This window comes from Sodalis sp. RH22 (assembly GCF_047324165.1).
Lineage (GTDB): Bacteria > Pseudomonadota > Gammaproteobacteria > Enterobacterales > Enterobacteriaceae > Acerihabitans.
In genome coordinates, this window is the sequence record NZ_CP178731.1 from 3,833,355 (window position 1) to 3,857,057 (window position 23,703).

Consider the following 23,703-nt stretch of genomic DNA (forward strand, 5'->3'; position numbering starts at 1 on the left):
CCGCCAACCGGCGCGACATCATGGCCGTTCCGCCATTGCGGGCCAGTTTACCTGCCACGGAGTGCTGAATGATGGAAGGCCGTCTGCTGAATGCCATACCGCTGAGTTCGCTTTCAGGGGTCGGCCCCGCCCAGTCGGCAAGGCTTGCGCGGCTTGGCCTGGAAAACCTGCAGGACCTGCTGCTGCATCTGCCCTCGCGCTACGAGGATCGCACCCGTCTCTACCCCATTGGCGATGCGCTGCCCGGCATGTTTGTCACCGTGCAGGGCGAGGTGCTGGCCTGCGATATCAGCTTTGGCCGGCGGCGCATGTTGACCTGCCGCATGCGCGACGACAGCGGCATGATGACCCTGCGGTTTTTCAACTTTAACGCCGCGATGAAAAATAGCCTGGCTCCCGGCCGGCGCGTTACCGCCTATGGCGAAATCCGCCGCGGCCAGCAGGGCGCCGAAATTATCCATCCTGAATATCATGTGCTCGGCGATCATGACGACGTCACCCTCGCGCCGTCGTTAACTCCCGTCTATCCCACCACCGAAGGCGTGCGCCAGGCGACGTTGCGCAGCCTGACAGACCAGGCGCTGACCCTGCTTGATACCTGCCCGATTGCCGAGCTGCTGCCGCCGGAGCTGAGCCGGGGCCTGATAAGCCTGCCCGACGCCCTGCGCACCCTGCACCGTCCGGCGCCGGACATTTCGCTCGCCGATCTGGAGCTGGGCAAACACCCGGCGCAACGGCGGCTGATCCTGGAGGAGCTGCTGGCCCATAATCTCAGTATGCTGGCGGTGCGGGCTGGGGTACGCAAGGAGCTGGCGCTGGCGCTGACCGCCGATCATCATCTCAAGCAGCAATTCCTCGGCCGGCTGCCTTTCGCGCCCACCGGCGCCCAGCAACGGGTGGCGACGGAAATCGAGAGCGACCTGGCTCTACCCGTGCCGATGATGCGTCTGGTGCAGGGCGACGTCGGCTCGGGTAAAACCCTGGTGGCGGCCCTGGCGGCGCTGCGAGCCATTGCCCAGGGCAAGCAGGTGGCCTTGATGGCGCCCACCGAACTGCTGGCCGAGCAGCATGCGCAAACGTTTCGCAACTGGTTTGAGCCATTGGGCATTGAGGTGGGCTGGCTGGCTGGCAAACAAAAAGGCAAGGCGCGTATTGCCCAGCAAGATGCCATCGCCGCCGGCAGGGTGGCGATGGTGGTGGGTACCCATGCCATTTTCCAGGAACAGGTGCAATTCTCGGGGCTGGCGCTGGTGATTATCGACGAGCAGCACCGCTTTGGCGTGCATCAGCGCCTGGCATTATGGGAGAAGGGCCTGGCGCAGGGGTTCCATCCCCACCAGCTCATCATGACCGCCACCCCCATCCCGCGCACGCTCGCCATGACCGCCTACGCCGATCTGGATACCTCGGTTATCGATGAGCTGCCCCCCGGCCGCACGCCCGTGACCACGGTGGCCATTCCCGACACCCGGCGCGAAGATGTCATCCAGCGGGTGCGCCAAGCCTGCTTACAGGAGCAGCGCCAGGCCTATTGGGTCTGCACCATCATCGAGGAATCCGATCTGCTGGAAGCCCAGGCGGCGCAGGCCACCTGGGAGGGGCTCGCCGCCGCCCTGCCGGAACTGACCGTCGGGATGGTGCATGGGCGCATGAAATCACTGGAAAAACAGCAGATTATGCAGGCATTCAAGGCCGGTGAGGTTCACTTGCTGGTGGCGACCACCGTTATTGAGGTTGGCGTCGATGTGCCCAACGCCAGCCTGATGATTATCGAGAACCCGGAACGCCTGGGACTGGCGCAGCTGCATCAGCTGCGCGGCCGCGTGGGACGCGGCGCGGTGGCCTCGCACTGTGTGCTGCTCTATAAATCGCCCCTGAGCAAAACCGCGCAGCGGCGTCTACAGGTGCTGCGGGATACCAACGACGGTTTTATCATCGCGCAACAAGATCTGGAGATCCGCGGCCCCGGGGAATTGCTGGGCACGCGCCAGACCGGCAACGCGGAATTCAAAGTGGCCGATCTGCTGCGCGACCAGGCCATGATCCCGGAAGTCCAGCGGCTGGCGCGCCATATCCACCAACACTATCCCGCCGCCGCCCAGGCGCTGATTGAGCGCTGGATGCCGGAGCGCGTGCGCTATACCAACGCCTGAGCCATAAGTATTCCCTCTTGTTCCCTCCCGCCGGCATCGGCACCCGGGGCGCCGGCCTGAAATCTGCGCCGGCATTGACCTATATCAACCGGCGCGGGCGCAGGTCGCGAGCAATCGTTTGCTTTTAAAAACAGGATGATTAAAATGCCTCCTTTGCCGCCCAGGAATGTTTCCCCCCATGACCATGCCAGCCACTGACGTTGATGACGCGCCGATTCCCGTTGCCAAAAGCGAGCTGATTTATCACCTCGACGATCGTCCGCCGCTGGCGGAAACCCTGTTTGCCGCCTGCCAGCATCTGCTGGCCATGTTTGTCGCCGTGATTACGCCCGGCCTGTTAATCTGCCAGGCGCTGGGGCTCCCGGCGCAGGACACGCAGCATATTATCAGCATGTCGCTGTTTGCCTCCGGCCTGGCCTCACTGCTGCAAATCAAGACCTGGGGACCGGTGGGATCGGGCCTGCTGTCCATCCAGGGCACCAGCTTTAACTTTGTCACGCCGCTTATCATGGGCGGCCTGGCGCTGAAAAACGGCGGCGCCGATGTGCCCACGATGATGGCGGCCCTGTTCGGCACGCTGATGGTGGCGTCCTGCACGGAAATTTTATTATCCCGCGTGCTGCACCTGGCCCGGCGCATCATTACGCCGCTGGTATCGGGTATCGTGGTGATGATTATCGGCATTTCCCTGATCCAGGTCGGCCTGACTTCCATCGGCGGCGGTTTCGCCGCCATGGGCGATCATACCTTCGGCGCGCCGAAAAACCTGATGCTGGCGGGCGTGGTGCTGCTGGTCATCATCCTGCTCAATCGTCAGCGCAATCCCTATCTGCGGGTCGCCTCGCTGGTGATCGCCATGGCGGTGGGCTATCTGGCGGCCTGGATGATGGGCATGTTGCCGCAGACCGCTCCCGCGCCGGCGCAATCCATAATCATGGTGCCGACCCCGCTGTATTACGGCCTGGGTTTTGACTGGGATCTGCTTATCCCGCTGATGCTGGTATTTATGGTCACTTCGCTGGAGACCATCGGCGATATTACCGCCACCTCCGACGTCTCGGAACAGCCGGTACGCGGCCCCATCTATATGCGGCGCCTGAAAGGCGGCGTGCTGGCCAACGGCCTGAATTCAATGCTGTCGGCCGTGTTCAACACTTTCCCAAACTCCTGTTTCGGTCAAAATAACGGCGTCATCCAACTGACCGGCGTCGCCAGCCGCTATGTCGGCTTTGTGGTGTCGCTGATGCTGATTGCGCTGGGGCTGTTTCCGGTGGTCAGCGGCTTTGTACAGCATATTCCCGAGCCGGTGCTGGGCGGCGCGACTATCGTCATGTTCGGCACCATCGCCGCGTCCGGCGTACGTATCGTATCCCGTGAACGGCTTAATCGCCGCGCCATTATGATTATCGCCCTATCGTTGGCGGTAGGGCTGGGCGTGTCGCAGCAGCCGCTGATTTTGCAGTTCGCGCCGCAGTGGCTGAAGACCCTGATGTCCTCCGGCATTGCCGCCGGCGGCATTACCGCCATCATCTTGAATTTATTGTTCCCGCCGGAACATAATTAATTAGTTAGCTATCATTTTTTTGCGGTCGCCGTATCAATACGGCGGCTTTTTTTTGTCTGAAGCACATTGGCTATTGAGAAGCCCCGTTAATTACGGCATAAACTGGGTAACCTTTATGACAGCGATGGATTTGAGCAATGAAATTTATTGGGAAACTCTTATTATCAATACTTTTGATAGTGCTATTGATAATTATCCTGATCTACGTGTTGCTGCAAACCACCTGGGGCGCCGGCTGGGTTAGCCGGTTAGTCACCCAGCATACCGGCTACCAATTATCGTTTAATAAGATCACCCACAACTGGTCCGATCCGGGCGACATTTATTTCGACAACATCTCTTTCGGGCAAAAAGAACGCCGGGCTACGCTTGTGGCCAAACGGCTGGTGGCCGGATTCAGCATCCGCCAATTCACCGATCCCTATCACTTCTACCGCATCCAGCTGCAGGACGGCACCCTAAACCTGGACCCCGCCTCGCTGGCATTCCCGCTGCAGGCGGATGTGCTGCAGCTCAATGGCATGGCCATCCAGTCCCCTTACGGCGGCTGGGAGCTGAACGGTCAAAACGTCAATGCCGGCATCACTCCCTGGCAACCGCAGACCGGCTTTCCCTTGGGGCGTAACGCCCGTTTCCAGATCAGCGCCCGTTCCCTCACCCTTAACGGCATCCCGGCGGAAAACGTCCTGGTGCAGGGCGAAATCAATAATAACCAGCTGCGGCTGGATAATCTGGGCGCCGATTTATCCCAGGGGGAATTAACCGGCAATGCGCGGCGGGACGAAGACGGCGCCTGGCAGGTGGATAACCTGCGCCTGAGCAATGTACGCATGCAGACCACGCAAAGCCTGGATGAGTTTCTGCGCCAGCTATCGGAGGTGCCTAAAATCACCATCCATCGCTTCGATTTGATTGATGCGCGTATGGAAGGCAAGAACTGGGCCTTTAGCGATCTGGATTTAACCCTGCGCAATATTACCTTTCAGGATGGCGACTGGTCGTCGGATGACGGTAGCCTGTCGTTTAACGCCAGCGACCTGATTAACGGCGCCGTGCATTTAAACGATCCCATAGCCAATATGACCCTGTCGCCGCAGGGCATCGAAATACGCCAGTTCAGCGGGCGCTGGCAGGGGGGACTGATGCGCACCTCGGGTCGCTGGCTGCGGGACGGCCAGCGTCTGGAATTGGACGAATTTATGGTGGCTGGGCTGGAATATACCTTGCCCGGGCAATGGCTGGACAGTTGGCTGCAACCCCTGCCCTCGTGGCTGGCCGACGTGCAGGTGAACAAATTTACCGCCAACCGCAATCTGCTGATAGATATTAATCCCGCGTTTCCATTTCAAATCACCGCGCTGGACGGCTATGGCAAAAACCTGGTATTGGCGCGGGATCATCAATGGGGCATCTGGTCCGGCAGCCTGACCCTTAACGGCAGCGACGCCACCTTTAACAAAATCGATGTCCGGCGCCCGTCGCTGGCGTTAACCGCCGACCAGGGCAGGATCGCCGTCACCGAACTGAGCGCCTTTGCCGGCGAGGGGCTGTTTGAGGCCACGGCGGTGATCAACCAGCAGGGCGAACGGGGATTTACCCTGAATCTTAACGGACGGGCGGTGCCGTTAAACATACTGCAGCGCTGGGGCTGGCCCGTGGCGCCCTTGCCGGGCAACGGCAATACGCAGCTCACGCTGGCCGGGAAAATGCCCGCCAACGCGCCGTTTAAACCCACCCTGAACGGCAGGCTGCATGCGCTGAACGTACAGGGCCAAACGGTGGATCAAACCATGGTCAACGGAGAACTGGCGCCGGCAGCGCCGTAAACGGCATGACTTGTCCCTCATGCCCACTTTTTGCCCATATTAGCCGGCCTGGGAGCCGCCGCGCTCCAGCGGCTTGTCCGGCGCTGGCGGCAATACCAGGTAAACGCCTTTGAATATGGCGCCTTTATCTTCATTGCCGAACAACTCGACCTCAAGCTGTACCCGCGCCTTGCGTCCGCGCGCCAGGCGATCGAGATCGCCGCTCAGCGAACCCAGATCCGCCACGGCGCAGGGCCGGCCGGTCACCGGGGTGAGATAGCGGATATGGGCATCGGCCAGGATAATGGTGCCGCCCAATTGGCGCTCACGCAGCAATAGCCATATCAGCCCCCAGCCGGTCAGGGTCGCCAGCGAAAACAGGCTGCCGGCAAACAGGGTATGGTGGGGATTCTGGTTACCGGTTTCAGGCATGGTGGTCATAAACTTCTGGCCGGTGTACTGGCTGATGCGCACGCCCATCTTTTCGCTGAGCGGAATATGCTGGTACCAGGCCTGCTGCAATTGGCCGCACCAGTCCGGCCGGTGCAAAATATCATCCAGGGTCACGATGGGCTTGATCATTAAAAAATGGCGTATCGGCGTGGTGGACGGCACCGTGATTTCGCCCTGGTTGATAAACCCCAGCTTGGCGAAGAAGTCCACCGCGTCCTCGCGCGCGCTGCAGACCACCCGTTTGACCCCTTCCTGGCGCGCCACGGACTCCAGCGTCATGGCCACCAGCGTGCCCAGGCCTTTATCCTGTACCTGAGGGTCGACCGCCAGGAACCGGATGGAGGCTTCATTGTCGGCATTGATGTACAGCCGGCCGATGGCCACCGGCTTGCCGTTTTCGTCGACCACCATCTGGTGATGCGCCGTCGCGTCATAGGCGTCCCTTTCGGAGCCTTGCGGCTGATGCAACGGCTTGCGTAGCATTTCCCAGCGGAACTGATAGTAGTCGCTGAGTTCTTGTTCGGTGTGTGGAACGCGCAGGTGATACATGCCATGTTCTCTCTATAAAGGGCTTTAACGTCTTATACCTGAAGCCAGAAGGTCACCGGGCCGTCATTCACCAGCGAGACCTGCATATCAGCGCCGAAGCGGCCGGTCTCGGTCCTGATATCCTTCTTACGGCAGCAGTCGTTAAAATACTCATACAGTTCTTCGGCCAGGGCGGGCGGCGCGGCGTGCGAAAAGCCGGGGCGCAGCCCCTTATCGGTTTGCGCCGCCAGCGTGAACTGGGATACTACCAGCACGTCGCCGCCGGCCTGGCGGACATTAAGATTCATTTTACCCTGCCCGTCGCCGAAGATGCGGTAGGCCAAAACGCGCTCGCATAACGTTGCCGCCTTTTGCCTGTCGTCATCCCGTTCGACGCCGAGCAGGATCAGCAAACCGGGGCCGATGGCGCCCACGCTTAAGCCCCCGATGGCGACATCCGCGCGCAACACCCGTTGTATCAAGGCAATCATCGCGATAACCGCTCCTCTTGCCGCAACCGCCGGTGCTCCGTCAGCGAGGCGGTGATCTCCGCCCCCAGTAATACAATACACCAGCTCCAATAGACCCAAAGAAATAAGATGGGTATCACCGCCAGCACGCCGTAAATCAGCTGATACGATGGGAACATGGTGACATATAAGCCGAAGGCCTTTTTACCCAGTTCGAACAGCGCGCCCGCCACCACCGCGCCGATCAGGGCATCCCGGCCGGGAACGCGCACCGTGGGCACGACGCAATACAATAACCAGAATGAGGCGCAGGAAAGCACCAACGGGAATATCCGCAGCACCAGGGTGACGAATGTCGTGGTGCCGGTATTGTTAAGCCAGGTCAGGGAGATTAAATATGAGCTTATCACCATACTGGCGCCGGTCAGTATCGGCCCCAGCGTCAACACCATCCAGTAAACCGCGAAAGAGAAAATGATCGGCCGCTTGTTTTTGCTGCGCCAGATGGTGTTCAGCACCGTATCGACCGAATAAATCAGCAACAGCGCGGTCACGATAAGCCCGCAGGTTCCCACCGCCGTCATCTGGCTGGTATTAAGGATAAACTGCTCGAGATAGCGCTGGATAACGTCGCCGGTGGCCGGCATGAAGTTATGGAAGATAAACGACTTCAGCTGGACGCTGGCGCCGGAAAAGACCGGAAAAGCGGCGATAAGCGCAAATACGACGGTAACCAGCGGCACCAGCGAAAGCAGGGATACATAGGCCAGATGGCCGGCCAGCACCGTCATCCCGTCATGGTCGATACGTTTATATAACAGGGAACAGAACGAGAAAAAACGGATAAATTTTTTCCGATAAGCAGCTCTCATCGCCACAGCCTCCCCGATGAATACGCCACTTACGCAAAATAAGCGGGTATTACGCCCGGATCCGTTACATGAACCGACTGTAAGCCAATGCTTTGCGCGCCCTTGATATTCTCGGCGTTATCATCGAAGAAAACCGCGTCCTGGGCGCTTACCCCTTCCTGCTCGAGCACGGCGCGATAAATCGCCGGGTCGGGTTTGCGCATGCCCAGGTCCTGCGATAAATAGAGCTTATCCACGCACTGCTGGATCTCGGGATACTGGCTCGGCCAATAGTCGCAGTGCAAACGGTTGGTATTGGACAATATCACTACCCGGTGGCCCTGTTCGCGCAGGCGATGGATGATGTCGATAACCTCGGGACGCACGCCGACGAACACCGCCTGCCAGCCGGCGGTAAACTGCTCAAAACTCAGGGCGATGCCCAATTCATTGCAGATCAGGGCGGCAAACGCCTCATCGGTAATATCGCCCCTTTCGTGCTGCTCGAAAGCATCGCCCATGACGAACTGTTTCTTCAGACGGGCCAGGGGCACACCGCTGAGATTACTCCATACACCCAAAACGCGGTTAAAATCGATATCTATCACGACATTACCTAAATCAAAGATATAAAGCATGGCTCCCTCCCGATCTTTACTCATGTTCCCACTGTAGCGGGAAAAGGGCCAACTGAACAGCCATGAACACGCATTCGGATGCTTTCGCCGGCCGGCCGTTGACCTCAGCCATGCTGATTCGGTTGTGCCGCGTCCTGAAGGCTAACCGGCCAGTCCGGTCTCCACGCTGAATTCCCGCGTCGCGCCCGGCTCCAGCGCAATCAGTGTGCCGGCCCGGCTGGCGGCGATATGGCCTTCGGGACGGCAGGTGGCCGGCAGGATAAACGCCGCCACTTTTTGATCGCCGTTATGGAGTATCCAGCGCGTGGCATGGTTAAACTGCGCCGTATCGAAACGGGTGACAAAGCGCGGCCCCGTCCCCGGCGCCTGCATAACACATTCCACCCGATCGGTATAGGTTGCCAGGTTGTCGGCAAAAAAGACAATTTCCGGATCGTAGAACTGCGGTTGGTCCAGCGCCTTAAGCGCCAACGGATCGCGGGCCAGCCCGGCGGTATATTCCAGCCATTGCGGCGTGGGGTGCACATGGCCTGGAATCGAGGTACGCAGCGCAAACGCCGCGGCAGGAATATTCTGGCTGAAGGTCGCCAGGGGAACATAGGCGTAGTTCATATGGCACATATACTGGAGCGGCATCGGCACGCTGGCCAGATTGGTGACCCGCATGGCGATGGTCATCAGTGTCGCGCCGGCGCCCAGCCTGACCGAGGGCGACGCCAGGTAATGATCACCAAAGCCTTTAACATATTCATAGCCGCCGCCCAGGGTTACGCTGTCGCCATCCACCAGCAGGAAAGCGCTATCCATACGTGCGCAGGGCATTTCGCCATGCAGGGGATGGGTATCTTCCGGCGCCGGGCAGCCGTTGCTCAGCAGGCCGGAGTGGAACGCAAAGCAGCCATAGGTATCCACCACCGACTCGCCCCATTTGGGTTCGCTAAAGGGGTTCTCCATGCGCAGGCTATGGCCGTCGAACTGCGCGTCCCATACCATCTGCCCGTAAAAGGGCAGCAGGGTGATAAACCCCCGGCTATTGCGCAGGGTCACGGCTTCGATACCCGAAGGATAGGTAAATAACGTGACGCTAAGTTCACCATTCTCCACCAGACGAAACGGCTGTCCGGTGAATTGCTGGCGCGTAAGATGAATAACAGCGGCCATAATATCGACTCCTTGCTTAAAGTTGGTTATCCATCATCGATTCCGCGGTCGCGATTCGCGGTTGTTTATTGCGCAGTTCGCCCCAGAAATAGTAACCGACATAGGCAAAGCACAATAATGACACGCCGAACGCCTGTTTCATCGACCCGAGATGATCGGAGACATACCCCTGGATTGCCGGCACCACGGCGGCGCCGACGATGGCCATAACGATCACCGCGCCGGCCACTTCGGTATATTTATTATCCACCGTATCGAGCGTGCCGGCATAAATGGTGGCCCAGCAGGGTCCGAACAGTACGCTGACAAATACCGCGGCATAGACGGCGGTGAAGTTCGGCACCAGCACCACATAGGCCAGCGTCGCCACGCCCAGGATAGAATAGGCGATAAGAACTTTTTGCGGGGTAAAGCGCGTCATCAGGAAATTGGCGACAAATTTACCGATAAAAAAACAAATAAAGCTGTAAATCATAAAGTTGGACGCGTCACGCTCATTTACCGCCCCCAGGTTCAGCGCCAAACGGATGGTAAACGACCATACGGCCACCTGCATGCCCACATAGAGAAACTGCGCCGCGATGCCCTTGCGAAAGCGCGCATTGCCGGCAAGATAACGCAGCGTTTCGCCCATGCCGGGCGCGGCGCGGCGGTTTTGCTTATCGGGCTGCGGTTTGCAGTGGGGATACCGGGTGAGCATAAACAGCACCATCACCACCACCAGCACCATAATCAGGTATTTATAGGGTTCCAGGGTCAGTTCCAGCATATTGAGACGGAACTGATGCACCTGCTCCGGCGTCATGGCGGCCATTTGGCTGCTTAAACTGCCGCCTTCCTGAAACACCAGGTATTTCCCCAGCACAATACCCATCAGCGCGCCGATGGGATAAAACGTCTGGCTGATGTTCAGCCGCAGGGTCGCGTAATCGCGATGACCGATCATCGAGCTGTAGGTATTGGCCGCGGTCTCAAGAAAGCTTAAGCCGATGGCGATGGCAAAAATGGCCGCCAGGAACATGGTATAGGTGGCCATATGGGAGGCGGGATAGAACAGTACGCAGCCGATGATATACAGCGACAGGCCGATCATAATGGCCATTTTGTAGCTGCTTTTGCGGATAACCATCGACGCCGGGATGGCAATCAGGAAATAACCGCCGTAAAAGGCGCTTTGCACCAGGGCGCTGGCAAAATCGCTCAATGCGAACACCGTTTTGAACTGGGTGATCAGGATATCGTTAAGGCTGGCGGCGCAGCCCCATAGCGGAAACAGGCAGGACAGCAGGATAAATTGAAACAACGGTGTTTTGTTTAAATAGCCGTCAGGCATTTGTACCGTATTGTGGCGCATGATGTTATTCCTGATGAAGGGTGGCAAGGAAATCATGGAACTGGGAAGCCTCGGCATAGGAACGCTGGGTGCCTTTACCCCGGACGCTGTAGGCGGCATAGGCGGACGCGTAGCGCATGGCCTGTTTGATATCGCCGCGCGCGACAAAATAATGCGCAAAACAGCCGATAAACGCATCGCCGGCGCCGCTGGTATCCACGGCGTCGACCGGTACCGGATCGACCCGGTACACCTCGTTGCCGCTTAGCCACATCGAGCCGCGATGCCCCATGGTAATAATCAGGTTCTTCAATCCTTTGGCCAGCAGCGAACGGCCGGCCAGCAGGATATGCTCCTCGCTGTCCACCGGCATGCCGGTCAGAATTTCCAGCTCTGTCTCGTTAGGCATAAAAAAGTCGCACCGGCAGGCATACGCGATATCCAGTTCCCGGGTGGCGGGCGCCGGATTAAGGATTACGGGAACCTGATGCCGGGCGGCAAAATCAATGGCGTGATAGACGGTGGCGAGCGGAATTTCCAGCTGCAGGATAATCAGCCGGCAGCCCTTGAGCTGTTCCGCCGCCCGATCGATGTCCTGCGCGCCGAGGTGATCGTTGGCGCCTTTGATAATCAGGATGCGATTATGTGAATCTGGATCGACAAAAATCGGCGCTACGCCGCTGGATACGCCCGCCACCGTTTCCACATAGCGGGTATCGACCCCATGGCGCACCAGGTTGTTAACGGTATTGTCCGCAAAGAGATCCTCGCCGACTTTACTGACCATCATCACCTCCGCCCCTAGCTTGGCGGCGGCTACCGCCTGATTGGCGCCCTTGCCGCCGCAGCCGATTTCAAAACCGGGGGCTTCCAGCGTTTCCCCGGTTTTAGGCATCTCTTTGATATAGGTGATTAAATCCACCATGTTGGAACCGATAACTGCGATATCCATAATTATTAGCCCTCATATTTTTAACCTTATTCAATGTTATTTTATTAACACTAACAAGACAAAAATGTTAGTAACATGACAATGATCACATCGTTTAATGAAAATTAAATTGCCACATGCCTATTGTAAGAGGCTTCTGTAATGTTATTATTCTCACATTATTATCGTGATAATCCACATAAAGGACATTAACATGACTTCCCCTGAAATCGATTTTGCCCCTTACATCGACCATACCCTGCTGGCGCAGGATGCCACCGAAGCGCAGATCACCACGTTATGCGGCGAGGCTAAACAGTGCGGATTTTATGCGGTCTGCGTCAATTCCGGGTATGTGCCGCTTGCCGCGCGCTTGCTGCGCGACAGCCCGGTAAAGGTCTGCTCGGTGATCGGCTTTCCGTTGGGCGCCGGCCTGACCTCCGCCAAGGCGTTCGAGGCGCAGGCGGCGATTGCGGCGGGTGCGCAGGAAATAGATATGGTGATTAACGTCGGTTGGCTCAAAAGCGGCAATATTGACGCGGTAACCGCCGATATCCGCGCGGTCCGCGAGGTTTGCGCGGCTATTCCGTTGAAGGTAATATTGGAAACCTGTTTGTTGAGTTCACCACAAATTGTCGCGGTTTGCCGGATATGCCGCGAACTGAAGGTGGCGTTTGTGAAAACATCCACCGGCTTCAGCACCGGCGGCGCAAAAGAAGAACATGTCAGGCTGATGCGCGAAACCGTCGGCGGGGAGCTGGGCGTTAAGGCCTCCGGCGCCGTACGCGATCGCCAGACCGCCACCGCCATGATCCTGGCCGGCGCCACCCGAATCGGCACCAGTTCAGGTGTCGCGATCGTATCGGGCAAGGCGTCCGCCAGCGACTATTAATTTCTGAGAACCCGGCGGAAATCGGGTCTGATAACGCAGGATGTCATATGGAAACGCGGCGCGAAGAAAGGATTAATAAACTGATACTCGCCCTGAAGCGGGAAGATAAGCTTCATTTGAAAGATGCCGCCGTCCTGCTGGGCGTCTCGGAGATGACCATCCGCCGCGATCTCAGCGCCGAACCCGCGCAGGTCGTACTGCTGGGCGGTTACGTGGTTAACGATCCGCGCAATAATAACGTTACCCACTATTTTGTTTCGGATCAAAAAGCCAAGCACGTTGAGGAAAAAACCCTTACCGGCCGCCTGGCGGCGGCGCTGATCGAGCCGGACGACACGGTTTTTTTCGACTGCGGCACCACCACCCCGTTTATCATCGATGCGATTGACGATGACCTGGCGTTTACCGCCGTCTGCTATTCCCTGAATACTTTCCTGGCGTTACAAGATCATCCTAATTGCAAAGTTATTTTATGCGGCGGCGAGTTCCACCCCGCCAACTGCATCTTTACGCCGCTGACCCAATATTCCATCCTGGATAATATCCGCCCCGATAAAGCGTTTATCTCCGCGGCGGGTATTGATATCGGTTTCGGCGCCACCTGCTTTAACTTTGACGAACTCACCATGAAGCATCGCGCGTTGTCCATGTCGCAGCAGGCAATCCTGGTGGCCGATCACAGTAAATTCGACAACATCAAACCCGCCTTTATCGGTGCTTTATCCTTGTTTCATACCCTGATAACCGACCAATCGCCGCCGCCGAAATTTCATGAGTATTGCCAACAGCATGACATCAGGCTGCTTTATCGCCGGGAATAGCTGAACGACGGGCAAAAAAATGCCGGGCTGCTTACGCAGACCGGCATTGTTACGTTATCGCCGCCTGGGCCGACGGGTTTAAGCTTCTTTACCCGAACGGTTAGCGCGTTTACGGTCATTTTCGGTCAAATGACGTTTACGTAAACGCACGGACAGCGGTGTCACTTCCACCAGTTCATCATCATCGATAAACTCCAGGGCCTGTTCCAGCGACATCTTGATCGGGGTCACCAGCGTCGTGGCCTCATCGGTGCCGGAAGCACGCATGTTGGTCAGTTTTTTACCTGTCAGGCAGTTTACCGTCAGGTCGTTGGAACGGGTGTGGATGCCGATAATCTGGCCTTCATACACTTCCGCGCCGTGGCCCAGGAACAAACGGCCGCGATCCTGCAGGCTGTACAAGGCGTAGGCTACCGCTTTGCCCTGGCCGTTGGAAATCATCACGCCGTTCTGGCGTTGGCCGATTTCACCCGGACGGACATCGTCATAATGGCTGAACGACGAATACAGCAGGCCGGTGCCGGACGTCATGGTTAAAAAGTCGGTGCGAAAACCAATCAAGCCGCGGCTGGGGATGATGTAATCAAGACGGATGCGTCCTTTGCCATCCGGCAGCATATCGCGCATTTCACCTTTACGGATGCCCATGGCTTCCATAACCGGGCCCTGGTTCTGTTCTTCGATATCCAGGGTAACCTGTTCGAACGGCTCTTGTTTCTTGCCGTCGACGGTACGATAGATAACTTTCGGGCGCGATACGGCGATTTCAAAACCTTCACGCCGCATGTTTTCGATCAGCACCGACAAATGCAGCTCGCCGCGGCCCGAGACCAGGAAGGTGTCCGGATCGACGGTTTCTTCCACGCGCAGGGCCACGTTGTGCACCAGCTCTTTGTTCAGGCGCTCAAGGATCTGGCGGGAGGTGACGTATTTGCCTTCCTTGCCGCAGAACGGCGAGGTGTTGACGCCGAACGACATGGAAACGGTAGGTTCGTCCACCGTCAGCGGCGGCAACGCTTCGACCAGGGCCTGATCGCAAATGGTATCGGAGATATTCAGCTCGCCAAGGCCGGTAACGGCGATGATATCACCCGCTTCCGCCAGCTTGGACTCGATGCGCAGCAGGCCCATATGGCCCAGCACCTGGCCCACTTTGCCGTTGCGACGCTTACCTTCATGGTCGATGATGGTAACAGACTGGTTCGGTTTAACCGAGCCGCGTTTGATGCGGCCGATACCGATGACGCCAACATAGCTGTTGTAGTCAAGCTGCGAAATCTGCATCTGGAACGCGCCGTCGCTGTCGACGTTCGGCGCTTCGACGTTCTTGACGATGGATTCAAACAGCGGGGTCATGTCGCTGGCCATGTTCTCGTGCTCATAGCCCGCAACACCGTTTAACGCGGAGGCATATATGATCGGAAAATCCAGTTGCTCATCGGTTGCGCCGAGGTTGACAAATAAATCAAACACCTGGTCCACTACCCAATCAGGGCGGGCGCCGGGACGGTCGACTTTATTGATGACCACAATGGGTTTGAGACCGTAAGCAAAGGCTTTCTGGGTCACGAACCGGGTTTGCGGCATGGGTCCGTCCATGGCGTCGACCAGCAGCAATACCGAGTCAACCATGGACATCACGCGCTCAACCTCGCCGCCGAAATCGGCATGTCCGGGGGTATCAACGATGTTGATACGGTAGTCGTGCCAGTTAATAGCGGTATTTTTAGCGAGGATGGTAATCCCGCGCTCTTTCTCCAAATCGTTGGAGTCCATGACGCGCTCAGTGGCGTCGTTGCGGTCACCCAATGTTCCGGATTGTTGCAACAGCTTATCGACCAGGGTAGTTTTACCATGGTCGACGTGCGCGATGATGGCGATGTTACGCAAATTTTCGATCACAACTTTGCCTCAGGCATTAGAAATAGCGCGTTATTGTACACGTAATAAGCGAGGGACTAAACAAGATCGCGACGATCTCTGCATTTGCGTCATTTTTGACGCTTCGTCATCCCTTTCTCAGTGCATTATTTCACCTCGCCCCATTTATTGCACCAAAATAGTGCCCACTTACTGCCCAAATGCACTAATATAGCGCTATCCCACCAATCTGGTGCAGGCGGACTTTGGTTAATAAGGCCGGAAACGCGGCCCTTCTCATCATTTTGGCAATGTTGGCACACTTTTAGCTACTGTTTATACCAGTCCAGTTTAGCCTAGCCCAGCTAAGTTAAATAAAATTCGATCCATACGATTTCGTTCCACGACGACAATGGCACATCCGGGAGAATACAAGTTATGTCCGCTGAACACGTTTTGACGATGCTTAACGAGCACGAAGTAAAATTCGTCGACCTGCGTTTCACTGATACGAAAGGTAAAGAACAGCACGTCACTATACCAGCCCATCAGGTAGATGCCGACTTCTTTGAAGATGGAAAAATGTTTGACGGCTCCTCCATTGGCGGCTGGAAAGGCATTAACGAGTCCGACATGGTGCTGATGCCCGATGCCAGCACGGCGATGCTCGACCCCTTCTATGAAGAAACCACCCTGATTATCCGTTGCGACATCCTTGAGCCTGCCACCATGCAAGGCTACGATCGCGACCCGCGTTCCATCGCCAAACGCGCCGAAGAGTTTCTGAAAACCTCCGGCATTGCCGATACCGTGCTGTTTGGGCCGGAACCTGAATTTTTCCTGTTTGACGATATCCGCTTTGGTTCGTCAATTTCCGGTTCCCATGTCGCTATTGACGACGTTGAAGCCGCATGGAATACCGATAAAGTTTACGAAGGCGGCAATAAAGGCCATCGTCCCGGCATCAAAGGCGGTTATTTCCCGGTTCCCCCGGTGGATTCATCACAGGATCTGCGTTCCGCCATGTGTTTGACCCTGGAAGAAATGGGCCTGGTGGTTGAAGCTCATCACCATGAAGTCGCCACCGCCGGCCAGAACGAAATCGCCACCCGCTTCAACAGCCTGACGAAAAAAGCCGACGAGATCCAAATTTATAAATATGTCGTGCATAACGTTGCCCATGCCTTCGGCAAAACGGCGACCTTTATGCCGAAACCGATGTTCGGCGATAACGGCTCGGGCATGCACTGCCATATGTCGTTGACCAAAGACGGCAATAACCTGTTCTCCGGCGACAAGTACGGCGGCCTGTCCGAAACCGCCTTGTTCTACATTGGCGGCGTCATCAAACACGCCAAGGCCATCAACGCCCTGACCAACCCGACCACCAACTCCTACAAGCGTCTGGTCCCGGGATATGAAGCGCCGGTTATGCTGGCCTACTCCGCCCGCAACCGCTCAGCCTCCATCCGTATCCCGGTGGTCGCCAGCCCGAAAGCCCGTCGTATCGAAGTGCGCTTCCCGGATCCGGCCGCCAACCCATACCTGGCGTTTGCCGCCCTGCTGATGGCCGGTCTGGACGGGGTTATCAACAAAATCCATCCTGGCGATGCCATGGACAAAAACCTCTACGATCTGCCGCCGGAAGAAGCGAAAGAAATCCCACAGGTGGCCGGTTCGCTGGAAGAAGCCCTTAAGGCGCTGGACGCGGATCGCGAGTTCCTGACCCGTGGCGGTGTTTTCACCGACGACTCCATCGACGCGTATATCACCTTACGCACGGAAGAAGTAGACCGTATTCGCATGACGCCGCATCCGGTGGAATTCGAGCTGTATTACAGCGTATAACTTGACGTTTTTTTGTTGCCGTGGAAACTTTCAGCCCATCTTCGGATGGGCTTTTTTCTCCAGCAAAGCTTGCGCGCAGCCATGCGCATGACGACATAACGGACTAAATGCACTGGTAGAGTGCGGGAGACTGCTTTATGGCTACAGGCTCATTGCCCGATGCTGGGCAGATCCTTAATTCCCTGATCAACAGCATATTGCTGCTGGATAATGACCTTGCCGTTCATTACGCCAATCCGGCGGCGCAACAACTTTTAGCGCAAAGCTCGCGCAAGCTTTTTGGCACGCCGTTGCCTGAGCTGCTGGGCTATTTTTCGCTCAACGTCGAACTGATGCGCGAAAGCCTTAACGCCGGCCAGGGGTTTACCGATAACGAGGTCACGTTGGTGGTTGACGGGCGGGCGCATATCCTTTCCCTTACCGTGCAACGCCTGCCCGAGGATTTTTTCCTGATGGAGCTGGCGCCGATGGATAATCAGCGCCGCCTCAGCCAGGAACAGATTCAGCATGCCCAGCAGGTGGCGGCACGGGATCTGGTGCGCGGCCTGGCCCATGAAATCAAGAACCCGCTGGGCGGTCTGCGCGGCGCGGCGCAACTGCTGGCCAAAGCATTGCCCGATCCCTCGCTGCTGGAATACACCAAGGTGATCATTGAACAGGCCGACCGCCTGCGCAACCTGGTCGACCGATTGCTCGGGCCGCAGCAGCCCGGCATGCACGTTACGCAAAGCATTCACCAGGTGGCCGAGCGGGTTTTCCAACTGGTCTCGCTGGAAAAGCCGGATAACGTCACTCTCCTGCGGGATTACGATCCCAGCCTGCCTGAACTGGCTCACGATCCCGATCAAATGGAACAGGTATTGCTGAATATTACCCGTAATTCGCTGCAGGCGCTGGGTGAAGACGGTGGCACGATCACGATACGCACCCGTACCGCGTTCCAGTTAACGTTGCACGGCGTTCGTTATCGTTTGGTAGCGCGAATTGATATAGAAGACGACGGCCCGGGCGTACCGGCGCAATTACAGGATACGCTGTTCTACCCCATGGTCAGCGGCCGTGAGGGCGGGACCGGTTTAGGGTTATCCATTGCCCGCAGTCTTATCGATCAAAATTCGGGTAAAATTGAATTCAACAGTTGGCCGGGGCATACCGAATTTTCGGTGTTCCTGCCTATTCGCCAGTGAGGTCACTATGCAACGAGGGATAGTCTGGATCGTCGACGACGATAGCTCCATCCGCTGGGTGCTTGAACGCGCCCTCACTGGAGCCGGACTGACTTGCGCCACTTTTGAAGGCGGCAATGAAGTGCTGGAAGCGCTCTCCACCCAAACTCCGGACGTATTGTTATCAGATATCCGCATGCCAGGCATGGACGGCCTGGCATTACTCAAACAGATTAAACAGCGCCATCCGATGCTGCCGGTCATCATCATGACCGCACACTCCGATTTGGACGCCGCGGTCAGTGCTTACCAGCAGGGCGCGTTTGATTACCTGCCCAAGCCGTTCGATATCGATGAGGCGGTGGCGCTGGTTGAGCGCGCGGTCAGCCACTATCTGGAACAGCAGCAGCCGGCGCGCGCGCAGCCGCCTAATGGCCCGACTACCGATATCATTGGTGAAGCGCCGGCCATGCAGGACGTCTTCCGCATTATCGGACGCCTGTCCCGCTCCTCCATCAGCGTCTTGATTAACGGTGAATCCGGTACCGGTAAGGAACTGGTTGCCCATGCCCTGCACCGCCATAGCCCGCGCGCCAAGGCGTCGTTTATCGCGCTGAATATGGCGGCGATTCCGAAGGATTTGATTGAATCGGAACTGTTCGGCCATGAGAAAGGCGCCTTTACCGGCGCCAATCAGGTACGTCAGGGACGCTTTGAGCAAGCGGACGGCGGTACCCTATTCCTGGACGAAATCGGCGATATGCCGCTGGATGTCCAGACCCGCCTGCTGCGCGTATTGGCGGACGGCCAGTTTTACCGGGTCGGCGGTTATGCGCCGGTCAAAGTCGACGTCAGGATTATCGCCGCCACCCATCAGAATCTGGAGGTACGGGTGCAAGAGGGCAAATTCCGCGAGGATTTGTTCCATCGCCTGAACGTTATCCGGGTGCATTTACCGCCGCTGCGGGAACGGCGGGAGGATATTCCCCGCCTGGCGCGCTATTTCCTGCAGGTGGCGGCCAAGGAGCTGGGCGTTGAACCGAAAAACCTGCATCCGGAAACCGAAACCGCGCTGACCCGCCTGCCATGGCAAGGCAATGTCCGTCAGTTGGAAAATACCTGCCGCTGGCTAACCGTCATGGCCGCCGGCCAGGAAGTGTTGATCCAGGATCTGCCGCCGGAATTATTTGAAAGCACGGCACCGGACGCCACGGTTCAATCATTGCCGGACAGTTGGGCCACCCTGCTGGCGCAATGGGCGGACCGCGCCCTGCGTTCCGGTCACCAGAACCTGCTTTCCGAAGCCCAGCCGGAGATGGAAAGAACCCTGCTGACCACCGCCCTGCGCCACACCCAAGGTCATAAACAGGAAGCGGCCAGGCTGCTCGGCTGGGGCCGCAATACCCTGACGCGTAAGCTAAAAGAGCTGGGCATGGAATAAAAGTCCAGGTTTTATAACCTGGCGGAATAGCGGCGTAGAAAAAAGCAAAATAACGTGCAAAACGGCGTTATTTTGCCCTTTACATCCCGATTGCAGACAGTATGATCTTGTCGCTGACCGGGAGGAAGACCATGTTAGATTCATTAATCAATTTGCTGTCCCAGGGCGCGGATATGACCGCCGCGGTGGGCCATGCACCGCAAACCGCGCTGGCCGCCATCCTTTGCGCCGCGCTGCTTAACTTTTTCAGCTGATCAAATCACCCGCGAGAACTGGTGCTGGCGCGATTTAGTGCGCAGGTAAGCGTCAAAGCACATGCAAATGTTGCGGATCAGCAGGCGACCTTTGGCCGTGACCGTAATCGCCCGGTCGGCCACAGCCACCAGCCCGTCGCGCTCCAGGGGCCGCAGCAGGGCGATGTCATCGGCGAAATACTCGTTAAAAACGATGCCATAGCGGCTTTCCAGCACATTAAAATCGATATAAAACTGACAAATCAACGCCTTGATCACATCACGCCGCAGACAGTCGTCTTCCGACAGCGCCACGCCGCGCCATAAGCCGTTGCCCTGGCGCGCAACGCTTGCCACGTAGCTTTTCATCTCTTTCTGGTTCTGCGCATAACTATCCCCGATCATACTTATCGCCGAGATACCCAGCCCCAACAAATCACAGTCGCCCTGGGTGGTATAGCCCTGGAAATTGCGATGCAGCTTGCCGGCGCGCTGCGCCAGGGCTAATTCGTCGTCGGGGCGCGCAAAGTGATCCATGCCGATAAACTGGTAGCCCGCGTCGCATAGCGCAGCAATGGAATACTGTAAAATGTCCATTTTCTGCGCGGCATCGGGTAAATCAGCGGTGTTGATTTTTCGCTGGGCGGCAAACAGCGCCGGCATATGCGCATAATTGAATACGCTCAGGCGCTGGGGGTTAAGCGCTATCACCCGTTCCAGGGTGTGCCGGAAGCTTGCCAGCGTTTGGCGCGGCAACCCGTAAATCAGGTCGATATTGGTGGAAAGGAAACCCAGCGCCTTGGCGCGGCCGATCAGGTCGAAAATCAGCTGCTCGTCCTGCTCACGGTTAACCAGCCGCTGGACCTCAGGGTTAAAATCCTGCACACCCATGCTGATGCGGTTAAACCCTTCGCCATGCAGATGATCCATCATGTCCAGCGCGATATCGCGCGGGTCGATTTCAATGGACATTTCCGCGCCGGGGGCAAAGCGGAATTGCGCGCGCACCACCGCCACCAGGCGCGATATTTGCGCCGGCGACAAAAAGGTAGGCGTGCCGCCGCCCCAGTGCATCTGGGTAACCAGCCGGTCCTGGAACAACGGCGCCCGGCGCCGGATTTCCTGCTCGAGCACATCCAGGTAACGATCGACTTTTTCCGGCTGGCGGGTCACGATTTTATTACAGCCGCAGAAGTAACAGATCTTATGGCAAAAAGGCAGATGCAGATACAGCGACAGCGGCCGGGTGGGATAGCGCGCCACCGCCTGGAGGAAAGCCGGTTCGCCATACCCTTCGCTAAACTCCAGGGCAGTGGGGTAGGACGTGTAGCGCGGCCCGGATTGGTTATATTTTTGAATGAGGGCCGAATCCCATTCTATCGCTGGCACTGACATGGCTGCTTACTCCTTACCAAATTTACGCCGTCCCCGCCGTTTTACGGGCGCGGCCGGTTTTCGCCTGGCGACCCGGGCCAAACGTAACCGTTCTTTACGTCGCGAGAGCCGCCATAGTTTACTCAATAACCACACTAAATAACATGTCAACGGCGTCGCGATCAGCAGCAGCAGCGGGTTCAAAGATTAAAAGGAATCTTTCTGGCCGCGCTTGAGCAATTGCAGCATATCTTCATTTTTGGCGTCGTCGTCTTCATCATCTTCGATCTCAATGCCCAGTTGGGTCATCAGCTCATCGATGCGATCCAGCGTCTTATCCACATAGGCCTGTTCGGGCGCCGACAATTCTTTGCCTTGCTCCAAACGTTGCAATAATTCATCCAGGCGTTCGTCGTTTTCCAGATTCTCCAGCTCCACTTCCGGCAGGATAGCGGTGGTGACGGGAATAACGATGTCCGGCGCCACCGGTTTTTTTACCGTGGGGCCGTCGGCGAGAAGCGGCACGGGTTTTTTGCTGCCGATGCGGTGATCGGGGGCTTGCGCCTGGGTATTACGGCTCCCGCTTTTATTACCTTCCTGCGCCCGCGAGCCGGAAGCCAGGCCGCGCCGTTTTTTCTGACGCTGGCGGGCGCGCCCTTCGGTATTCAACTCTTCGCGGCTTTTGCGCTTGTTCTTGGCGACGACGGGTTTACCGCGCCCGCCTTTTGCTGATGGATTCATGTTGTCTGCTCTGTCGTAAGTGTCATTAAGTATGGAATTGCGGCGAAATCTATCAGAAACCCTGCCAATAAAAAAGGTGGCAGTTAATCTGCCACCATAAAGTAAAGGTGCTTCGCGAGAAAAACAGTCCCCACGGCAATGAACCTGACGGTCCACATCCTGTGTATCGGGTCGTCGCTGCGATGATGTTTTATTCTACGCTATACGAAGCGGATTGGTTAGGGTGTATTCCCTTACGCGCTCATCCTGAGCAGAATTCATCCCTGGGAAAGGTAGGAAAAGGGCTTTGTGCCGGGCTAAAGCGGAGCACTGGGCCAAGTATGGCGCTTTGCGCGCTGCAAAGTGCCACTTTCAGGCGCTCCATGCCTTGTCTGCTAATGTAGCCTAATGAGCTTTACCCGCAATACGCTCCGCGCGCGCCAACGGGCTCTTGTTAACGCGATGATTATTTAACGTTATGATTTATAATTAATTAATTCTAATTTAAACGAGAATGCTTAGTGAGTAGCGAGCCGATCTCTTACAAAGACAAAATGCCGATTACTCACGTGAACCGGCCTGGTTGTTCACATCGGGCCATAACAATGGCGGCGGCGCGGTTGCGGATAAAGATAAAAACCGCTTTTTAGCGTTTACCCCGTATAATTGGCGGCAATAAGTCATCCCGAGGGAGAGGAAAATTTGATCACCTCATACAACTACCATATGACGCATTTTGTCATGAGCGCTCCCGATATCCGCCATTTGCCCGCGGATACCGGCATCGAAGTCGCGTTTGCCGGGCGCTCCAACGCCGGCAAGTCCAGCGCCCTGAATACCCTGACCAATCAAAAAAGCCTGGCCAGGACCAGTAAAACGCCCGGACGCACACAGCTCATCAATCTGTTCGAGGTCGAGCCGGAAATACGCCTGGTGGATCTGCCGGGCTATGGCTACGCCGAAGTGCCTGAAGAAATGAAACGTAAGTGGCAGCGCGCCCTGGGCGAATACCTGCAAAAGCGCCATAGTTTAAAAGGGTTGGTGGTACTGATGGATATCCGCCATCCGATGAAAGACCTGGATCAGCAAATGGTGCAGTGGGCCGTTGGGGTGGATATCCCGGTCCTGGTGCTGCTGACCAAATCCGATAAACTGGCTTCCGGCGCGTGCAAAGCCCAGTTGAACCTGGTGCGGGAAGCCGCGGCGGCTTTTGAGGGAGATATACAGGTGGAAGCGTTTTCGTCGCTGAAAAAAACCGGCGTCGACAAGCTGCGCCTTAAGCTGGACACCTGGTTCAGTGAAACCCCGCCGGCGACGGATGAAGAACCGCCGTATACGGAATAACCCGCGGCGCCGGTATGGCGCACAATAAAAAACGCCCCAGCCAATAATGACTGGGGCGGCTAATATTTAGCCAAATCCGATTACGTGAAGTAAAAGGTCTGAAAGATAGAACATCTT

Annotated in this window: 20 protein-coding genes; 10 read left to right on the plus strand and 10 right to left on the minus strand. The window is 57.0% G+C overall.

All coding sequences use genetic code 11. The annotated features are described in order from the left end of the window. Nucleotides 1–71: 71 nt before the first annotated feature. From recG to ACL2XN_RS17420, 3 genes are all read left to right on the plus strand, one after another. A complete protein-coding gene (gene recG / locus ACL2XN_RS17410) occupies nt 72–2,153 on the plus strand; it encodes an ATP-dependent DNA helicase RecG (RefSeq protein ID WP_413730989.1) in 2,082 nt (693 codons plus the stop codon). A gap of 184 nt (nt 2,154–2,337) precedes the next feature. Further along, nucleotides 2,338–3,717, plus strand: a complete 1,380-nt coding sequence (locus tag ACL2XN_RS17415) for a nucleobase:cation symporter-2 family protein (RefSeq protein WP_410016667.1) — start codon at nt 2,338–2,340, stop codon at nt 3,715–3,717. A 137-nt stretch (nt 3,718–3,854) separates the two neighbouring features. Continuing rightward, the gene (locus ACL2XN_RS17420) at nt 3,855–5,543 is read left to right on the plus strand and encodes an AsmA family protein (protein ID WP_410012809.1); all 1,689 of its coding nucleotides are present in this window, start codon (nt 3,855–3,857) and stop codon (nt 5,541–5,543) included. 39 nt (nt 5,544–5,582) lie between these two features. On the opposite strand, the gene fabY is transcribed toward ACL2XN_RS17420, so the two are convergent. From fabY to rbsK, 7 genes are all read right to left on the minus strand, one after another. After that, nucleotides 5,583–6,524: a fatty acid biosynthesis protein FabY gene (fabY, locus tag ACL2XN_RS17425; protein WP_410012810.1), complete on the minus strand. Its 942-nt coding sequence runs from the start codon at nt 6,522–6,524 to the stop codon at nt 5,583–5,585. 32 nt (nt 6,525–6,556) lie between these two features. Further along, nucleotides 6,557–6,994 (minus strand): D-aminoacyl-tRNA deacylase, encoded by a 438-nt coding sequence (gene dtd, locus ACL2XN_RS17430; protein WP_410012811.1) that lies wholly within the window; start codon nt 6,992–6,994, stop codon nt 6,557–6,559. Then, complete coding sequence (locus tag ACL2XN_RS17435) at nt 6,991–7,845, minus strand: virulence factor BrkB family protein (RefSeq protein WP_410012812.1); 855 nt, start codon at nt 7,843–7,845, stop codon at nt 6,991–6,993. The genes dtd and ACL2XN_RS17435 overlap by 4 nt, the downstream gene beginning before the upstream one ends. Before the next feature lie 29 nt (nt 7,846–7,874). Continuing rightward, on the minus strand, nt 7,875–8,462 hold the full coding sequence (gene yihX / locus ACL2XN_RS17440) for a glucose-1-phosphatase (protein ID WP_410012813.1): 588 nt from the start codon (nt 8,460–8,462) through the stop codon (nt 7,875–7,877). A gap of 141 nt (nt 8,463–8,603) precedes the next feature. Beyond that, on the minus strand, nt 8,604–9,623 hold the full coding sequence (locus ACL2XN_RS17445; protein WP_413729162.1) for an aldose 1-epimerase family protein: 1,020 nt from the start codon (nt 9,621–9,623) through the stop codon (nt 8,604–8,606). A gap of 16 nt (nt 9,624–9,639) precedes the next feature. Next, nucleotides 9,640–10,977, minus strand: a complete 1,338-nt coding sequence (fucP, locus tag ACL2XN_RS17450; RefSeq protein WP_410012815.1) for an L-fucose:H+ symporter permease — start codon at nt 10,975–10,977, stop codon at nt 9,640–9,642. Nucleotides 10,978–10,981: 4 nt separating this feature from the next. Then, nucleotides 10,982–11,908 (minus strand): ribokinase, encoded by a 927-nt coding sequence (gene rbsK, locus ACL2XN_RS17455; RefSeq protein ID WP_413727438.1) that lies wholly within the window; start codon nt 11,906–11,908, stop codon nt 10,982–10,984. 193 nt (nt 11,909–12,101) lie between these two features. Between rbsK and deoC the strand changes: the two genes are divergently transcribed. Both deoC and deoR read left to right on the plus strand, forming a co-directional pair. Further along, a complete protein-coding gene (gene deoC / locus ACL2XN_RS17460) occupies nt 12,102–12,779 on the plus strand; it encodes a deoxyribose-phosphate aldolase (RefSeq protein ID WP_413727439.1) in 678 nt (225 codons plus the stop codon). 47 nt (nt 12,780–12,826) lie between these two features. After that, on the plus strand, nt 12,827–13,600 hold the full coding sequence (gene deoR, locus ACL2XN_RS17465; protein ID WP_410012818.1) for a DNA-binding transcriptional repressor DeoR: 774 nt from the start codon (nt 12,827–12,829) through the stop codon (nt 13,598–13,600). Nucleotides 13,601–13,678: 78 nt separating this feature from the next. On the opposite strand, the gene typA is transcribed toward deoR, so the two are convergent. Further along, nucleotides 13,679–15,502 carry a translational GTPase TypA gene (gene typA, locus ACL2XN_RS17470; RefSeq protein ID WP_410012819.1) on the minus strand — a complete coding sequence of 608 codons (1,824 nt, stop codon included), beginning with the start codon at nt 15,500–15,502 and terminating at the stop codon, nt 13,679–13,681. A gap of 396 nt (nt 15,503–15,898) precedes the next feature. On the opposite strand from typA, the gene glnA reads away from it, so the two are divergent. The 4 genes from glnA to ACL2XN_RS17490 all read left to right on the plus strand — a co-directional run bounded on the left by glnA (nt 15,899) and on the right by ACL2XN_RS17490 (nt 20,169). Beyond that, the gene (gene glnA, locus ACL2XN_RS17475) at nt 15,899–17,308 is read left to right on the plus strand and encodes a glutamate--ammonia ligase (protein WP_410012820.1); all 1,410 of its coding nucleotides are present in this window, start codon (nt 15,899–15,901) and stop codon (nt 17,306–17,308) included. Nucleotides 17,309–17,445: 137 nt separating this feature from the next. After that, nucleotides 17,446–18,495, plus strand: coding sequence for a nitrogen regulation protein NR(II) (glnL, locus tag ACL2XN_RS17480; protein WP_410012821.1), 1,050 nt, complete (start codon nt 17,446–17,448; stop codon nt 18,493–18,495). 7 nt (nt 18,496–18,502) lie between these two features. Then, nucleotides 18,503–19,915, plus strand: coding sequence for a nitrogen regulation protein NR(I) (glnG, locus tag ACL2XN_RS17485; RefSeq protein ID WP_410012822.1), 1,413 nt, complete (start codon nt 18,503–18,505; stop codon nt 19,913–19,915). A gap of 131 nt (nt 19,916–20,046) precedes the next feature. Further along, nucleotides 20,047–20,169: a YshB family small membrane protein gene (locus ACL2XN_RS17490; protein ID WP_410012823.1), complete on the plus strand. Its 123-nt coding sequence runs from the start codon at nt 20,047–20,049 to the stop codon at nt 20,167–20,169. On the opposite strand, the gene hemN is transcribed toward ACL2XN_RS17490, so the two are convergent. Together hemN and yihI are read right to left on the minus strand one after the other, a co-directional pair. Beyond that, nucleotides 20,170–21,543 (minus strand): oxygen-independent coproporphyrinogen III oxidase, encoded by a 1,374-nt coding sequence (gene hemN, locus ACL2XN_RS17495; protein ID WP_413729164.1) that lies wholly within the window; start codon nt 21,541–21,543, stop codon nt 20,170–20,172. A 186-nt stretch (nt 21,544–21,729) separates the two neighbouring features. Continuing rightward, nucleotides 21,730–22,263, minus strand: coding sequence for a Der GTPase-activating protein YihI (gene yihI, locus ACL2XN_RS17500; RefSeq protein WP_413729166.1), 534 nt, complete (start codon nt 22,261–22,263; stop codon nt 21,730–21,732). 705 nt (nt 22,264–22,968) lie between these two features. Between yihI and yihA the strand changes: the two genes are divergently transcribed. Beyond that, nucleotides 22,969–23,586, plus strand: a complete 618-nt coding sequence (yihA, locus tag ACL2XN_RS17505) for a ribosome biogenesis GTP-binding protein YihA/YsxC (protein ID WP_410016668.1) — start codon at nt 22,969–22,971, stop codon at nt 23,584–23,586. Nucleotides 23,587–23,703 lie beyond the last annotated feature (117 nt).

Bases quoted from the DNA above. Each gene is read 5' to 3' on its own strand.
- deoC (WP_413727439.1), top strand. From the start codon at position 12,102: ATGACTTCCCCTGAAATCGATTTTGCCCCTTACATCGACCATACCCTG.
- fabY (WP_410012810.1), bottom strand. From the start codon at position 6,524: ATGTATCACCTGCGCGTTCCACACACCGAACAAGAACTCAGCGACTAC.
- dtd (WP_410012811.1), bottom strand. From the start codon at position 6,994: ATGATTGCCTTGATACAACGGGTGTTGCGCGCGGATGTCGCCATCGGG.
- ACL2XN_RS17445 (WP_413729162.1), bottom strand. From the start codon at position 9,623: ATGGCCGCTGTTATTCATCTTACGCGCCAGCAATTCACCGGACAGCCG.
- glnG (WP_410012822.1), top strand. From the start codon at position 18,503: ATGCAACGAGGGATAGTCTGGATCGTCGACGACGATAGCTCCATCCGC.
- hemN (WP_413729164.1), bottom strand. From the start codon at position 21,543: ATGTCAGTGCCAGCGATAGAATGGGATTCGGCCCTCATTCAAAAATAT.
- glnA (WP_410012820.1), top strand. From the start codon at position 15,899: ATGTCCGCTGAACACGTTTTGACGATGCTTAACGAGCACGAAGTAAAA.
- fucP (WP_410012815.1), bottom strand. From the start codon at position 10,977: ATGCGCCACAATACGGTACAAATGCCTGACGGCTATTTAAACAAAACA.
- ACL2XN_RS17420 (WP_410012809.1), top strand. From the start codon at position 3,855: ATGAAATTTATTGGGAAACTCTTATTATCAATACTTTTGATAGTGCTA.
- yihA (WP_410016668.1), top strand. From the start codon at position 22,969: ATGACGCATTTTGTCATGAGCGCTCCCGATATCCGCCATTTGCCCGCG.
- yihI (WP_413729166.1), bottom strand. From the start codon at position 22,263: ATGAATCCATCAGCAAAAGGCGGGCGCGGTAAACCCGTCGTCGCCAAG.
- rbsK (WP_413727438.1), bottom strand. From the start codon at position 11,908: ATGGATATCGCAGTTATCGGTTCCAACATGGTGGATTTAATCACCTAT.
- ACL2XN_RS17415 (WP_410016667.1), top strand. From the start codon at position 2,338: ATGCCAGCCACTGACGTTGATGACGCGCCGATTCCCGTTGCCAAAAGC.
- glnL (WP_410012821.1), top strand. From the start codon at position 17,446: ATGGCTACAGGCTCATTGCCCGATGCTGGGCAGATCCTTAATTCCCTG.
- ACL2XN_RS17490 (WP_410012823.1), top strand. From the start codon at position 20,047: ATGTTAGATTCATTAATCAATTTGCTGTCCCAGGGCGCGGATATGACC.
- recG (WP_413730989.1), top strand. From the start codon at position 72: ATGGAAGGCCGTCTGCTGAATGCCATACCGCTGAGTTCGCTTTCAGGG.
- yihX (WP_410012813.1), bottom strand. From the start codon at position 8,462: ATGCTTTATATCTTTGATTTAGGTAATGTCGTGATAGATATCGATTTT.
- deoR (WP_410012818.1), top strand. From the start codon at position 12,827: ATGGAAACGCGGCGCGAAGAAAGGATTAATAAACTGATACTCGCCCTG.
- ACL2XN_RS17435 (WP_410012812.1), bottom strand. From the start codon at position 7,845: ATGAGAGCTGCTTATCGGAAAAAATTTATCCGTTTTTTCTCGTTCTGT.